The organism is Defluviitoga tunisiensis (genome assembly GCF_000953715.1).
GTDB classification, from domain to species: Bacteria; Thermotogota; Thermotogae; order Petrotogales; family Petrotogaceae; genus Defluviitoga; species Defluviitoga tunisiensis.
The window spans coordinates 920286-935737 of the sequence record NZ_LN824141.1 but is presented as its reverse complement, the minus strand read 5'-3'; the positions used below and the strand labels follow the sequence as shown (position 1 = coordinate 935737).

Below are 15452 nucleotides of genomic sequence, written 5' to 3'. Positions count from 1 at the left end.
ATATAAGGGGGTGCATTACATGTTACAATGTCAAGGTTCTAAAAACTCAAGTTTTACAAAAGTTATTGTTGCTTTGTTGGTGATTTTATCAACACTAAGTATGTTGTTCGCCGCTGGGCGTCCAAATGCCTTACTCTTTTTAACTGATTTTGGTTTAAAAGATGGAGCCGTTTCTGCAATGAAAGGGGTAGCATTTGGAGTTGATCCTGATTTAAGAATGTTTGATGTAACTCATGATATCCCTGCATTTAGTGTTTGGGAAGGCGCTTATCGTCTCAAACAAACAGTTGAATACTGGCCTACAAACACGGTCTTTGTTTGTGTTGTAGATCCTGGGGTTGGTACCGAAAGAAATCCAATCGTCTTAAAAACAAAGACGGGTTACTACTTAGTAGGACCCGATAATGGATTATTCAGTCTAGTAGCCGAAGATATGGGAATTGAAGAGGTAAGAATAATAGATGTAGAAAAACAAAGATTACCTGGTTCTGAAAAATCATATACTTTCCATGGAAGAGATATTTTTGCGTATGTTGGGGCAAGATTAGCTTCTGGGCAAATCAAATTCGAAGATGTAGGACCTGTACTAGAAGGCGACATAGTCACAATACCTTACCAGAAACCTACTATCGAAGGTAATACGGTTATGGGAAATATTCCAGTATTAGACATCCAATATGGAAACGTATGGTCTAATATTCCAGACGAACTCTTTGAAATGTTAAATCCACAGTTTGGAGATCTATTTTATGTAGAAATCTTTGAAGATAATAATTTAGTCTTTGAAGGAGAAATGCCATTTGTCAATAGTTTTGGAGATGTTCCTGAAGGAGACACCTTGATATATTACAATAGTCTGCTAAATGTATCTGTCGCTATAAACATGGATAATTTTTCTGAAGTCTACGGTGTTTATTCTGGCCCAGAATGGACAATCAAATTAACAAAAATACTGTCAGAAGTTTCAGGAACTGTAAGCCAAATTGATAAATATGGAAACGTAAGAACTGATATACCTGCAGACGCTCTAACTAAAGAAGGATTTGAAGTTGGTGACATTGTAGTAATAAAAGTCAACGATCATCTCATTCAAGCTCCTTTTGTGACCACTTATGGTGATGTTGACAGAGGAAAACCGTTAATAAGAATATCTGATAATTATTTAACATTAGCTATCAATTATGGAAATTTTGGTGAAACTTATAGCTTAGAAGTTGGAGATCCTGTGACCATTCAACTACTAAAAAAAGGTGCCTACAAATCAGAACTAGAAATTCGCCATCTGGTAAAAACTAATAATAGGCAAGATTATGAAAGCGACGAAGTATTCGCAAACTTCCGTGAAGTAACTGTTGGAAAGATAGGAAAGGGAAAACTGTACAGATCTTCTCATCCATCTATTGATGATCCACGTTCATCTTATGCTAGTCAATTGATGAAAAAAGCAGGCATAAGAACCGTTATCAATTTATCGGACTCTCAAGAAGAACTACTAAACAATCTACAATATTCTGATTACTATAGATCAATCTATGAAAAAGGGAATTTAATTGCTTTAAACATGGGAGTCGATCCAATGAGTGAAGATTTTGCTAACAAGTTAAGAGAAGGGCTGTTGTTTATGATAGAAAAAGAACCCCCTTATTTAATACATTGTGTCGAAGGAAAAGACAGGGCTGGAATTACAGTTGCATTACTTGAAGCGATTATGGACGCCTCTGTTGAAGAAATTTACAAAGATTATGTCAAATCTTATGAAAACTACTTCCATGTAAAACCGGGTACCCCAGCTTATGACGCAATCGAAAAAATAATAGCAGATCTATTCAAAGAAATAAACAATGGAAAACCTGTTGATGACTCAAACATAAAACAAGTTGCTATGAAATACCTTACAGAAAAAGTAGGGTTAACCCAAGAACAAATTGCACAACTTCAAGAAAAACTTAAATAGAAACACTTTATCTTAAATTCCAACAAGCCCTCATAAACGAGGGCTTGTTTTTTGTTTGTTTGATTAATATTACAAAAAATAAAAAACTATTATTTTCATCATTTTAAACAACATATAATTTAAATTAAAGCCCAAACTTTTTTCTATGTCTTATAGCTACTCTAATATAATCATAGTTACTACCATGAAGCGTAATTGCACGATAATTGCAGAAAGTTAGGCATTTTTGACAAAAAACACAGTCAAGTTCCCTATTAGGTATAGCTTTACCATCAGATATATCAAACACAGACAACGGACACTTTTCGGTACACACGCCACATCCAATACATCTATTCTGATTTACTGTTACTTTATCTCCAACCAAAATAACAGAATCTATTTTGTATACATTTGGATGTCCTTCAGTAATCTTATTCTTTTTCTCAAGCTTGGTAAGATATAAATCGGTAATATCATACTCTGGTAAAAGCTTTCGAACAAACTGCTTTGCACGTTTACAATCACCTTCATGAGGACGTCCCTTATGTCCACCTCCAAAGATCATAAAAGGCCCTGTTCCGTCATATCCAACTGTATCAAATTCTCCAATAACAGTTCGCCCTCTTTGGATCAAGGCGAGACGTAAAGCATCATGATATTTACCTAATATGGGGCTTCCGTGAGTAGAGAAGATAAATGATTTTTGATCTTTTACGGGAAGTTGATTTACAAATTCAATAATTTTTGGATGGTGCATACCAAAGTAAATTCCTGAACCAAATCCAACTACCTTATAATCATCTACATTAAGTGATTTAGCCTCATTTGTTGTGACACACCGACAATCAAGTTGATTTGCCATAGCTTTTGCTAACCTTTTAGTTTGATCATTAAATATAGACTCTTCAATAATTAGTACTTCCTCATTCACTATTTCCACCCCATTTTTATTATATCCTTCACAACTCTCAAATTTACCCTCTTTAGAGATTATAAAACTTGGATTTTATATATATTTTAAGTTAACTTTTATAAAAATACACATATAACTCTTTCTTACTAACTCTGAATTTCTTTATTTTTTCGCTACGTGTAGCAAAGAAGAAGGGAAAGGGCTCCGCCTTAGACCCACTATAATTTCAAAAGCTTTTTTCAAAAATCTCCGCTTCTAAAGTCTCTATTTTAAACATAAAAGTTTCAGATATATCATTTCTTCGTTTAACTTCACCACATATTAATTCCTCTTTTTCTGTGACAGCAGAGAAACCTATGTAGTTATAACCACTATCTATACCAAGTGTGATATTTTGTGTATAGCTAGTAGTTTCATATAATAGCTGAATAGTGAAAGGTTTAACTTTAACTACTTTAGCAAGCTGTTGTTTTAAGAGACGTCTAACTTTGCCATGCCTTTTAGTAGGTCCACATCGCCAATGTTATAGCAGGTTTAATGGTAACAGCACTTCTCCTACCCCTCAGAGATGTTTAACCATTACCCTCAGAGCATGGGACTTGTGGAGCATCCCACGGTGACTATATATTCTGCTATAACTAATCATTAGCAAAAACTAATGACATAGGCTAATCAACCGAGCTTGTATTTCTACAAGCCCCCGCCTCTAGGGGCGGTGGGTAATTGACTTTATTTAATCTATAACACAAAAAAGGTTAGAATATAATTAATTAGCACCACAATAATTAAAGAAGGGAGAAAGTTTCCAACTTTTATATCCTTTATTTCTAGTAATCTTATACCAACAGCTATCACCATTGCCCCGCCTACTGCTGTAAAATCATTTAAATAATATGGATTAGAAAGAAAAGACAACATACCTGCTAAACTAACTATTAATCCTTGTATTAAATAAACACTGAGGGTAGAAAAAATAACCCCAGTACCATAAGCTGATGCTAAAACCATCGCTGAAATACCGTCTAACACTGATTTTAAAAAGATAATAGAATTATCTCCTACCAGGCCTGCATTTAAACAGCCTATTATGGTCATAGGTCCAATAACAAACAACACAGTGGCTGTTATAAAGCCTTTAACAAAAGGTGTTTCGCCCTCTGAATTTTCAACTAAATTAGCTAATTTTCCAAGACCTTGTTCTATTTTTAATAATTCTCCGATAACCCCCCCTAAAGCCAAAGATACAAGAACCACTATTAAATTACTCGCCTCTAACCCCATATCAACTCCAATTATCAAAGTAGTTAATCCAACGGCTGAAAAAAGGATCTTTCGAATATTTTCTGGAAGTTTATTACCAATAAAAGTTCCTAATACAGATCCTAAAAGTACCGCCAAAGTATTAACAATAACAGCAATATTAAGCATATGTCTCCCCCAACAGTTAAATTTATCTTTCTTACAATATTTTGAGACCTTTTAAATAGTCTCTTTACAAACAACCAATTAAAAATAATTATATCAAAAATAAGTCATTTCTTACTACATTAGTTAATCACATTTCCATCTAAATTAATACAATTTTATGAAATTGTAAGATTATTTAAGTTAATCGCAATTAAACAGCTTTATTTTTCATTAAATGCTCCTAATCACAGTTATTTAGATTAGTGAAAATGTTTCCATTTTAGTATAATAAAAAAGGAAACGTTTTCTATTATATATATTCTTATTCTTATTTTTAGAAAATAAATATCTTTCAATATTCTTTCAATTAATAAAAATTTATATTAATCAAGGAGTACTAAGCTTGAAAAAAACGATTTTATATCTACTTTCATTAACCCTTGTAATAAATACGATTTTAGGTGGATGTGTATACAACCCAAATAAAAACGATGGGTTTCTGTCTGTTTTGAATAAAAATGAAACCATTTTACAGGCTTTTTATTGGGAAATGGGTGAAGCAGATTATCCAGAAGAAGAAAAAAATCTATGGTGTCTTTTGGTTCAAAAGGCTCCTGAATTATCAGAAGTTGGATTCACTGCTGTATGGCTACCTCCCGCTAATAAGGCGATGGGTGGAAAAAGGGATGTAGGATACGCAACTTATGATCTATGGGATTTAGGAGAATTCAATCAAAAAGGTACAGTTAGAACTAAGTATGGAACAAAAGAGGAATTAGAAAATGCCATAACAGCACTTCATAATGACGGAATAAAAGTCTATTATGATGCTATATTAAATCATAGAATGGGAGCAGACTCTACAGAAACAGTGAAATTAAGTTTAAATAGTCCAGACAAACCTGGTCAAACAATTTTAGCTTGGACAAAGTTTACTTTTCCTGGAAGAAAAAATAAATATAGTGACTTTCAATGGAACTGGCAATGTTTTGATGGTGTAGATTGGGATGAAAAAACAAAAACATCTGGAAAATTTTTGTTTGAAGGCAAAAGTTGGGATTACACCTTTATATGGGATGACGATTATCTGATGGGAGCAGATGTAGATTACGAAAATCTTGAAGTACAAGAAGACGTAACTAACTGGGGAAATTGGATAATAAACGAGATAGGCTTTGACGGATTTCGCTTAGACGCTGTAAAACATATCGATTCCAGATTTATTAATCAGTTTATAAACGATGTTCAAAAAAGTTCAAGCAAAGATTTTTTTTTGTGGGAGAAGCATGGATTGAAGATATAAACACTTTAGCAAAATTTCTTGATACTGTAAATAATGACGATTTAAAAGTATTCGATTTTCCTTTAAGAAGTTCTTTCGTAGATATGATTAACGGTACAGATATGAGAACTCTTCAATATACAGGGTTGGTAAATAAAGAAGGTTATAAAAATAGAGCTGTCACTTTTGTAGATAATCACGATACAAATAGAGACGGAAAAGATCCAGGAATATACAGAAGAAAATATCAAGCATATGCATATATACTAACTAGAGAACATGGTATACCTGTTGTTTATTGGAAAGATTATTACATTTATAACATGATAAATGAGTTAGACAAACTTTTAGAAGTAAGAAAGTACTTTGCTTATGGTCCAGGTTATGAAGTTGATAATAACGATGAAGATGTTTATTCTTATGTAAGAGAAGGATTAGAAGAAGTAGAAGGCGATGGCTTAGTTTTAATGATATCTGATGGTGAAGCAGGAGAAATAATTTCTAAAAGAATCAACTCAAGGCAACCTAACACAACTTTTTATGACTATACTGGACATGTGCAAGGAAAGATAATTACTGACGAAAGGGGGTATGGCGATTTTAAAGTAAGAAAAAGCGAAAATGAGGGTTGGTCTGTTTGGGTACCTGTAATTAAGAAGTAAGTGATATGAACATAGAAAAAAGTATTTTACTGTAAAGGGGGTATGTGTTTTGAAGAAAAGTCTGTTTTATATGCTAATTTTACTTTCAATAGTCTTTGCTTTAACAGGCTGTTTGCCAAAAACAGCAGGACAAGAACCGCCTGTTCCTGTTGTATCATTTAAGGCATATTTACCAGAAAATACACCAGATGATGCAACGATATATATTATAGGTAATTATTGTAACTGGGATTTTGGTGGAGCTAAAACTTCTGAGGTAAAAACTGACAATGGACAAAAATACGCAGAGTTTGAATTACAGGTAGCAGAATTCCCGCTTCAATACAAATACACAGTGGGTCCTGATTGGAAATATGTAGAAAAAGATGCTGAGGGTAATGAAATTGGCGACAGAGTAATTGAATCTGCTCCTGAAGAGGTAGTTATAGACACAGTGGCAAGTTGGGCAGCAATTCCAACGCCACCGAGTGAAGAGCCTACGATAGTTAATATTAAAGCATATTTACCAGAAAATACACCAGATGGTGCAACGATATATATAATAGGTAGTTATTGTGGATGGGAGTTTGATAATGCAGCTACTTCTGAAGTAAAAGTAGATACAGAAAATAAAAAATATGCAGAGTTTGAATTACAGGCAACTGAGTTTCCGCTTGAATATAAATACACAGTAGGTCCTGATTGGAAATATGTAGAAGTCAAAGCAGATGGAAATGACTTAGACGGTAACAGAAAAATAGACTCTGCTCCTGAAGGGGTAGTTATAGACACAGTGGCAAGTTGGGCAGCAATTCCAACGCCACCGAGTGAAGAGCCTACAATAGTTAATATTAAAGCATATTTACCAGAAAATACACCAGATGGTGCAACGATATATATAATAGGTAGTTATTGTGGATGGGAGTTTGATAATGCAGCTACTTCTGAAGTAAAAGTAGATACAGAAAATAAAAAATATGCAGAGTTTGAATTACAGGCAACTGAGTTTCCGCTTGAATATAAATACACAGTAGGTCCTGGTTGGGATTATGAAGAAGCCAAAGCAGATGGAACAGGCCTTCCTACAAATAGAAGAATAGACTTTAAGCCAACGGCGGATATACAAGAAGTTGTGTTAAATTGGAAAGGTAAAGAACTCATTGATTATACTGATTTACAAAAAGATATTACTGTAACTTTTATTGGCCATGTTCCAGAAGGTACAGAAGATGACAATGGCAAAATATATGTAAGAGGATCATTTAATAATTGGGGTAATGACGATGGTGGTACACCATTAGAGAAAACTGAAGATGGTACATATACTTGTGAAGTTACCGCAAAATCATATACTCTTCTAGAATTTAAATTCTTGAGAAAAGATGATTGGAATTATGAGGAGAATGTCGGTGCAAATAGGATTGCAATCTTAACAGATGATAGTACGATCACCTGTTTGGTAGAAGGATGGAAAAATTAATATCAATAATGTAAATACAAGAATTTGAAAGGTTTGGGGAAAAGTTTCCAAGCCTATTTTATAAACGGAGGTGAGTTTTTTGAGAAAAAAGTATTTATACGTCCTACTTGGTTTTTCTCTTTTGTTTGTTTTATCAGGATGTATGATGAACTTATTAGACATTACTCTTGATCCTGGTATTTATCTAGGATACTCAAAAAATAGCAATGTTCCAGATTTAGAAGATCAATTAACCTATGATGAAAGTTTATACAAAATCACCATAAACGCATCAGACCTCACCTATTCAGAGATAGATGAAGATGGTACTAAATATTATCTTAGCTATTATAAAATTTTTCATGTAAAAGATGATGGAAATGTTGTGAGTTCCTCTATTCCAATCTGGAAGGATATAGTCGAGGCTAATAATATTGAAACAATAACTATTTACGTTGACACTAAAAAAATGAAAGATGGTAGAGCAATTGGAGTTGGTGATGATACAAAACTTTTACAAGATTGGTACTTTGCTGGAAATTGGGGAGAAAAAACGTGGGATGAAGACGCTGTTAAATTCCAAAATGAAAATAACACACTAGTAGCAAAAGTACATAAAAATTTTAGTGAAGGAGATAAAATAGAATATAAGATAAAACCAAGTGAGAATTGGCGTCCATGGAGCATGACTTTCAACGCCGAAATATATTCAAGAGATTCTTCTAATGCTGAATACACTCTAAAAAGCGATACGAATGAACTAACCGTTTATTTTGATCCTAAAATAAGTTATGTTTGGTTTGAAGAAAGCGAGGTGAATTAAGTGAAAGCTAAGAAATTATTTTTAATTTTGATAATTGTATTATCCATAACTCTTTTCTTTGGATCTGTTGATCTTGGCGGAAGTGTAGAATTTAATTTAAACTATGAATTTCCTGAAGAGGAAGAATCGAGTTTTTACAATAATTTCAATAAAGCCGACCTTTATTTTAAATTTTTTGGTGATGGGTTAAGGGGCGAGTTCAATTTAAATAAAGCTTCAGATGATAAACTCTGGGTTTCTTCCTCTAAATTCACATTTAATCTTAACCATATTGATTTGACTACATATTGGAACAGAAAAAGTGTCTCAACAGACGATTGGCTAAAAATTGTCAACAACGAAAAAGTTGGGGCAGTTAATGGTGTTAAAGTATATTCTGATTTAGATAAGTTTGGTAAGTTAAATTTCTATGCTGCTGATAGAAATGGATATTTATTTAACTTGCTTCATTACAGATTTGCGGATCTTGCGGGTATAAATTCAAGTGTATTGTATCTAAAAGATTATAAAGATATGAGCAAGAGAACCTACAATGAACTCATGGGTTTTGACTTTGATATTGGTTCATTTGATGCCTTTAAACCATACGGAGAAGTAGTTGTCTCTTTCCAACAAGATATTTATACCGCATCTTATGATGTTTCTGATAATTATCTCCTATTTGGTGGAGTTAGGGGTAAAGTTGGAGATTTTTCCTATAATTTCAACACAACGTATATTGCAGATGATTTCAATAAAAGTTATTCACCAGATAGTTTAGCGGAAAATATTTTCTTAGAAACCGCATACAAGAACGTTCGACTTACTAATAAATTAGAGCTTGAATTTGGTGAAGAAAACTACATTGATAGGTTGAGAACAAATTTATACATAAACAATTTTGAGTTATATGTTTCGCCAGACTTTGATGGATCATTTTCAGACTTTAATATAGATGGTTCTGAAATGTCAGTAACTTACAGTCATGACCTTTCTATTCCTTTTTTCACTTGGTACAAAGTTTCGTTGTATAAACAAGGACCAGAAGATGACTGGAAAGATATAAAGCATTATAAACCCTTTAGAGTATATTTAGAGGGGAATTATAAAGCACTTGGCTTTTCTGGTAATATGAAATATATCTTTGGTAACCCTGTGTCTGATGAATTCTTTCAAGCATTGGGTGAACTTTATTACATAGATATTTCAAGAAACATTAATCAATTTTCAGTCATGGGAAAATTGCAATTTATTCAAGGTATTGTAGAAAAACGTTTTACTGCATATGCAGAAGTTGGCTACAACCTTCCAAACGGTAACATAAAGTTCTATGTTGGAGATGGAGATTTTGAAAATACTTTACAATTCAAAAAACAAATCGGTGTAACAACCACTTTTTATTTCTAATTTTAAAACAATAGATAAATTTTGGAGGTGGCAAGATGAAAAAAATTATTTCTGTTATATTATTTTCTTTAATAATCGTATTTACCTTTTCAAAAGTTTACGTTGAGGATGGGATGGTCGTTTTTGAATATGAAGATAGAACTGCTAATAGCGTCTTTGTTGCTGGTTCTTTTAATAATTGGAGTACTAGTGCTTGGGAAATGGAATATTATGATGGAGTTTGGGTATACATAGCAGAATTACAGCCTGGCGTTTATGAATACAAATATGTTGTAAATGGAACAGATTGGTACGAAGATCCAGAATCCCCAGACTATGTTCCTGATCCATATGGTGGAAGAAATTCAAAATTTGAGTTAGTTTTAGAAGATGGGGAACTAAAAATCGTTGGGGCAGAGGCAAGAGAAGACAAAGCTTCTATTATCTCTGGAAAATATGAATTTGGCTTAAAAACAAAACTAGAAGATGATACGGTTTTTTTTGCAAGCCCGCAAGTAACAAACGAGGTTGTTTTAAGCATAAATCCTAATATACAAAATGCAGATTTGGAATTGAAGATAGGTGCTTCCTCTGACAATGATAGTTTTCAATTCAAAGTTTATGGAATGAAAGCTTTATGGATGCAAGAACACATTTCTTTGGGTGCTTTTTATAAAACAACGATAAACCCTAATTATAATTTTGATTATGAAAATCCTGAAACGAAACTTCCAGGATTTGGGTTCTTATTCAATTATGCGGATTTATACGCAGGTGTTGACTTACTAACTCAAGAAAATAAAGTTAAATTTTTGACATTTGCTGATTGCAGCTTTTATGATTTTAGGGTTGGCTTATTGTTTGATACCGTAGATGCAACATCGTTAGTTATTAGAGGAGAGGCTTATGACTTCTTCACAGAGTTCAATCTTGAAGATTGGGAATTTAACAGCGTTTTAGCAGGATACGAAAAAGAGGATAGCTTTGGGGCAAGTTTTTTATATGCTGCGTTGGATAAATCTTTAACGGTAAAAGGTTTTGGTGTTTACAAAGACTTTGATTTGGATGGCGCAGTATATTATGAAACAGAAGAAGATAATTTCTACGCCTTTAAGATAGGTGGCGGTTACACATTATTAGAAAGCTATAGAATAGGAGGAGACCTTTACTTTAACGGTGAGGGTAAGTCCGGATTTAATTTGAGCTTTAAACTAGAAAGCGAAGATTTTCCGGTTAAGGTAAAAGTAGGTTTTGGTAATGACATTAGAGTCGACGCAAAACCTTTCGATCCCGATAAATACTTCACATTATCTGTTGCGGCAGAATTTTAATCGTTTATTTTGTTGAAGTAATCCCCTTTTACTTTGTGTTATAGATTTAAAATTGAGAGGCTTTTTAACTTAAGCCTCTCATTTTTTACAACTTGTACCCTCAGAGCATGGGACTTGTGGAGCATCCCACGGTGACTATATATTCTGCTATAACTAATCATTAGCAAAAACTAATGACTTAGGCTAATCAACCGAGCTTGTATTTCTACAAGCCCCCGCCTCTAGGGGCGGTGGGTAATTGACATGAGAAAAAGTAAATTCTCCTTGCTTCTACCCTTGCAGCAGGGTATTTTTCTTTTGCTTTTTCTTTGTTTGTGATTATCTCATCTATAATATTCTTTTTATCATTATACGAACTTAAAAATAATATATTTTTTGCATTATTGAGAACTTTGTATGTAACTGTTATTCTTGGAACATATGGCTCTCCTGCTGGGGAAACAGGTGCTACTAATCGATTGTTTTCAGTTAGTAAATCGCTGTTTGGAAACAAAGATGCAGTATGGCCATCTTTCCCAATTCCAAGTAAGATAAGATCAAAAGCAGGTTCTTTACCTTGAAAAAAGTTGATTATTTCCTTTTCATATTCTTCCGCCGCTTTTTCAAGTGGTAGTTCAGTTTTTATTCGATAAATATTGTTTTGAGGTATATTTACCTTGGAAAGTAGCAATTTATAAGCCCATTTATAATTACTATCATCACTTTCTTTGTCGACGTATCTTTCATCAGCCCAAAACACAAAAACTCTTTCCCAATTGATTTTATCGTTGTAATCTTTAGCAATTTTTTCAAATAGTGGTTTTGGGGTGTTACCTCCAGAAAGCATAAGAGAAAATTGATTGTATTTGGTTATACTCTCTTTGTATATCTTAAATATCAAATTTGCTGATTCATCTAAAAACTCTTCTAAGCTTTCGAACAATTTAAAAACCATCTTCTATTTCTCCCTCAGCTTCTAAATCTCTCCATTCTCTGCCATCTCTAGCAATTAACTCATTTGCTTCTTTTGGTCCCCAACTGCCTGCTTCATAAAATAAAAGGCCTTTTTCTTTGTCTTGTTCCCATTTATTTAAAATTGGAGTCAATAATTTCCAAGCTAACTCCATCGCATCACTTCTTACAAATAAAGTTTGATCCCCAACCATCGCATCTAACAGCAATCTTTCATAGGCATCTGGCCCTTTAAAATTAAAGAATTCGTTGTATTTAAAGTCCATAGTTAAGGTATTTAAACATAACTTTGAACCGGGTTGCTTTGCCTGAATCTTCAAAGAAAATCCTTCGTCAGGTTGAATATTCAGTATCAAAACATTTTGTTCAAGTTCTACATTATTTTTGAAAAAAATCGAATGAGGAACCTCTTTAAAGATAATGGCAATCTCACTGATTTTCTTTTTTAATCTTTTTCCTGCACGTAAATAAAAAGGTACGCCACTCCATCTCCAATTGTCAATGAGAAATTTTCCAGCTACAAAGGTTTCAACGTAGGAGTTAGGATTCACATTCCGTTCCTCTCGGTAGCCAGGGACTTCTTTGCCGTTAACGGTTCCTCTGACATACTGACCTCTAACAAAATATTTATCAATTTCGTAAGTATCATACATGCGTATAGATTTTAGAAGTTTTGTTTTTTCATCCCGTACACTAGAATCCTCTAAAGAAGCTGGCGGTTCCATAGCAACCAACGTCAATAATTGTATCATATGATTTTGAAACATGTCCCTTAATAACCCGGCTTGTTCAAAATATCCTGCTCGATGCTCAATTCCTAGAGTTTCAGCCACTGTGATTTGAACGTTGTCTATATACTTGTAATTCCAAATTGGTTCAAATACAATATTTGCAAATCTAAGCATCATTATATTTTGAACAGTTTCTTTACCAAGATAATGATCTATTCGATATACTTGTGATTCTTTTAAGTACTTGTGTAATTCCTTATCTAATTCGATAGCAGTTTCTAAATTACTCCCAAATGGTTTTTCTATAATAACTCGGGAATAACCACCTGAGTTTTCTTTTGTTAGTTCAAACTGCCCTAACCGTCTTATAATTTCTAGATAGACACTTGGTGGCGTTGCTAGATAAAAAATATGATTTTGTTGTGTCTCAAACATCTTATCTAGAGAGTTTAATTTCTCTTGTAGTAACTTGTAAAGTGAATCATCGTCGTAGTTACCTGATATATAAAATATTCTTTCTATAAACGATAAGACGCTATTTAGAGCTTCGTTTTCATTTAAAAGCCACCTTTTTATTTCATTCCTGTATTCTTCATCAGTATACTTTGTTCTTGCAACCCCCAACAGGTAAAATTGTTTCGGTAGCAACTCTTTTTTAAATAAGGCAAATATTGAAGGAATTAATTTTCTAAACGTGAGGTCGCCAGACGCTCCAAAGATGATGATAGATGAGGGTCCGGGCCTTACTTCTTCACATATTTGAGCCCTTGTTAAACTTTTTTTAATTAATTGTTCCATAGATTTTTCACCTCAACGAGTACTTATTGCTTTTTACGAGTTAATTTCTCTTGCCATAGCCTTTGCTAATTCATCTAACTTTTTAAAATCTTCAGATTTAGCAGACAACTTCGCCTCAACTGGTTCATATACTAAAGGCCATTTCATCTGTTCGTTGTATTTAACTAAAGTAGAAACCCCTCCTCCACTCCAACCATAAGTTCCAAATATTCCTAAAACGTGGTTCTTTATGTCATTGTGAGCTAACCACTGTACTAACGATTCCATGTAAGGAAATAACCCTTGATTATATGTACAACTCCCTAATATTACACCTTTGTACTTCCATATTTCATTGATAATATAAGAAATATGCGTTTTTGATACACTCATTATTTTTATCTCTTTTATTCCTTCTTCTGCTAACCTTCTTGCAACATATTCGGCCATTTCTTCTGTATTTCCGTACATAGAGCCATATGCAATTACTACACCTTTTTCTGTTTCACATCTACTCCATTTATCGTACAAATCTATGATTCTTTTTGGATCTTTTCTCCAAACAGGACCATGAGTTGCTGCAATTATATCTATATCAATGTTTGCATCTTTTAACTTGTTTAAAGCCCTTTGAACCATCTTTGTGTATTTTCCAATAATATTCGAAAAATATCTTCTTATCTCATCTTCAAAAAAATCGATTCTTACTTCATCATCAAAAATCCCGCCATCTAAAGTTCCAAATCCACCAAAGGCATCTCCTGAAAAAAGTATCTTATCTTTTTCATCATACGTCATCATAGTTTCAGGCCAGTGAACCATTGGTGTGAGATAAAATTTCAATGTATGCTTACCTAAATTTAAAACAGAACCATCTTTTATTTCTTGAAAATTGTCTTCTACCTTGTATAGATCCTTAATAAATTGAAAGGTAGTCTTGTTTCCTACAATTTTAATTCCAGGAAATTCTTGTAATAATTCAGGAATAGAACCTGAGTGATCGGGCTCCATATGGTTTATTATTAAGTAATCCAAAGCCCTACCATTAAGAAGATGTCTGATCTTATCAAAAAATTCTGAGATTTTACTTTCTTTAACAGTATCTATCAATGCTGTTTTCTCATCTAAAATTAAATAAGAATTATAACTTACACCTTTATCAAGAGGCCAAAGATTTTCAAAAAGTGCTGTATCTCTGTCATTAACACCTACATAATAAATATCATCGGTAATTTTTACAGAACTATTCATAACTATCTCCTCCTAAAATCATTATTATACTCAGTTTAGAAATTCTAAAAAGCTCATTTTACATACGTTTTGTATTTGATTTTGTTACAAAATACCCCACCGACTTCTAATCTTCTCTAATTCTTAATTTCTTTAACATGTTGGGTGCTTGTACAAATAAAATGGGGGGAGGGATTCGCTCTGGACCAACTCTAAATTTAACGTTATTAATCCACGTTTCTAATGATTATTATAACATAATAATCATTAAAATATTGAACAATTCTTAAAAAACTCATGTAAACTTTTACTTTTATTTTTTCTATCTCCTTGACATTGCCAACTAAATATGTTATGATTGAAAAAATAAATAGATGATTTCCTTATCAAGAGTGGTGGAGGGACTGGCCCTGTGAAACCACGGCAACCTGCATAAAAACAATTTATGCAAAGGTGCCAAATCCTGCAGGAAGTTTTCCGGGAGATAAGGAGAGGGAAAATAAGAAAATAATTAACCTCTTCCAAGCAATAACCGGAAGAGGTTTTTTTGTACCTTGCGAATATTACTCTACAGTCAAAATAAATGTTACAAAATCTGGAGTTTAG

General features: G+C 33.2%; 11 protein-coding genes, 3 pseudogenes and 1 riboswitch. Of the genes and pseudogenes, 8 read left to right on the top strand and 6 right to left on the bottom strand.

Annotated elements, in window-relative coordinates:
* Positions 1 to 19 precede the first annotated feature (19 nt).
* Together DTL3_RS09905 and DTL3_RS09900 are read left to right on the top strand one after the other, a co-directional pair.
* Positions 20 to 949: pseudogene (locus DTL3_RS09905) on the top strand (SAM hydrolase/SAM-dependent halogenase family protein); the annotation flags it as partial.
* Positions 935 to 1954 carry a tyrosine-protein phosphatase gene (locus DTL3_RS09900; protein WP_045088611.1) on the top strand — a complete coding sequence of 340 codons (1020 nt, stop codon included), beginning with the start codon at positions 935 to 937 and terminating at the stop codon, positions 1952 to 1954. The pseudogene DTL3_RS09905 and the gene DTL3_RS09900, both read left to right, overlap by 15 nt.
* A 124-nt stretch (positions 1955 to 2078) precedes the next feature.
* Here the strand turns inward: DTL3_RS09900 and DTL3_RS04350 are convergent, their stop codons facing one another.
* The 3 genes and pseudogenes from DTL3_RS04350 to DTL3_RS04345 all read right to left on the bottom strand — a co-directional run bounded on the left by DTL3_RS04350 (position 2079) and on the right by DTL3_RS04345 (position 4277).
* On the bottom strand, positions 2079 to 2867 hold the full coding sequence (locus DTL3_RS04350; protein WP_045087684.1) for a flavodoxin domain-containing protein: 789 nt from the start codon (positions 2865 to 2867) through the stop codon (positions 2079 to 2081).
* Positions 2868 to 3075: 208 nt separating this feature from the next.
* Positions 3076 to 3345: pseudogene (locus tag DTL3_RS09895) on the bottom strand (RRXRR domain-containing protein); the annotation flags it as partial.
* A 242-nt stretch (positions 3346 to 3587) separates the two neighbouring features.
* Positions 3588 to 4277: a DUF554 domain-containing protein gene (locus DTL3_RS04345; protein ID WP_045087683.1), complete on the bottom strand. Its 690-nt coding sequence runs from the start codon at positions 4275 to 4277 to the stop codon at positions 3588 to 3590.
* Between the two features lie 529 nt (positions 4278 to 4806).
* On the opposite strand from DTL3_RS04345, the pseudogene DTL3_RS09690 reads away from it, so the two are divergent.
* From DTL3_RS09690 to DTL3_RS04320, 6 genes and pseudogenes are all read left to right on the top strand, one after another.
* Positions 4807 to 5777 (top strand): annotated as a pseudogene (locus DTL3_RS09690) (alpha-amylase); the annotation flags it as partial.
* An 84-nt stretch (positions 5778 to 5861) separates the two neighbouring features.
* Entirely contained in the window at positions 5862 to 6200 is a 339-nt protein-coding gene (locus tag DTL3_RS09980) for an alpha-amylase domain-containing protein (RefSeq protein WP_456236271.1), read from the top strand.
* Positions 6201 to 6249: 49 nt separating this feature from the next.
* A complete protein-coding gene (locus tag DTL3_RS04335) occupies positions 6250 to 7659 on the top strand; it encodes an early set domain-containing protein (RefSeq protein WP_045087682.1) in 1410 nt (469 codons plus the stop codon).
* A gap of 79 nt (positions 7660 to 7738) precedes the next feature.
* Positions 7739 to 8461 carry a hypothetical protein gene (locus DTL3_RS04330; protein WP_045087681.1) on the top strand — a complete coding sequence of 241 codons (723 nt, stop codon included), beginning with the start codon at positions 7739 to 7741 and terminating at the stop codon, positions 8459 to 8461.
* Entirely contained in the window at positions 8462 to 9847 is a 1386-nt protein-coding gene (locus DTL3_RS04325) for a hypothetical protein (RefSeq protein WP_045087680.1), read from the top strand.
* 35 nt (positions 9848 to 9882) lie between these two features.
* Entirely contained in the window at positions 9883 to 11157 is a 1275-nt protein-coding gene (locus tag DTL3_RS04320; protein WP_052670371.1) for a glycogen-binding domain-containing protein, read from the top strand.
* A 205-nt stretch (positions 11158 to 11362) separates the two neighbouring features.
* Here DTL3_RS04320 and pgl read toward each other — a convergent pair whose 3' ends face one another.
* From pgl to DTL3_RS04305, 3 genes are read right to left on the bottom strand one after another with little or no spacing between them, the layout of a single operon-like run.
* Entirely contained in the window at positions 11363 to 12091 is a 729-nt protein-coding gene (gene pgl / locus DTL3_RS04315; protein WP_045087679.1) for a 6-phosphogluconolactonase, read from the bottom strand.
* Positions 12081 to 13637: a glucose-6-phosphate dehydrogenase gene (gene zwf / locus DTL3_RS04310; RefSeq protein ID WP_052670368.1), complete on the bottom strand. Its 1557-nt coding sequence runs from the start codon at positions 13635 to 13637 to the stop codon at positions 12081 to 12083. Before zwf ends, pgl begins: the two co-directional genes overlap by 11 nt.
* 33 nt (positions 13638 to 13670) lie before the next feature.
* Complete coding sequence (locus DTL3_RS04305; RefSeq protein WP_045087678.1) at positions 13671 to 14867, bottom strand: FprA family A-type flavoprotein; 1197 nt, start codon at positions 14865 to 14867, stop codon at positions 13671 to 13673.
* Positions 14868 to 15226: 359 nt separating this feature from the next.
* Positions 15227 to 15337, top strand: a riboswitch (SAM riboswitch).
* The last annotated feature ends 115 nt before the right edge of the window (positions 15338 to 15452 follow it).

What these genes read in the sequence shown, in the direction of transcription:
- DTL3_RS09980 (WP_456236271.1), top strand. Translation starts at nt 5,862, where the DNA reads ATGATAAATGAGTTAGACAAACTTTTAGAAGTAAGAAAGTACTTTGCT.
- pgl (WP_045087679.1), bottom strand. Translation starts at nt 12,091, where the DNA reads ATGGTTTTTAAATTGTTCGAAAGCTTAGAAGAGTTTTTAGATGAATCA.
- zwf (WP_052670368.1), bottom strand. Translation starts at nt 13,637, where the DNA reads ATGGAACAATTAATTAAAAAAAGTTTAACAAGGGCTCAAATATGTGAA.
- DTL3_RS04345 (WP_045087683.1), bottom strand. Translation starts at nt 4,277, where the DNA reads ATGCTTAATATTGCTGTTATTGTTAATACTTTGGCGGTACTTTTAGGA.
- DTL3_RS04305 (WP_045087678.1), bottom strand. Translation starts at nt 14,867, where the DNA reads ATGAATAGTTCTGTAAAAATTACCGATGATATTTATTATGTAGGTGTT.
- DTL3_RS04320 (WP_052670371.1), top strand. Translation starts at nt 9,883, where the DNA reads ATGAAAAAAATTATTTCTGTTATATTATTTTCTTTAATAATCGTATTT.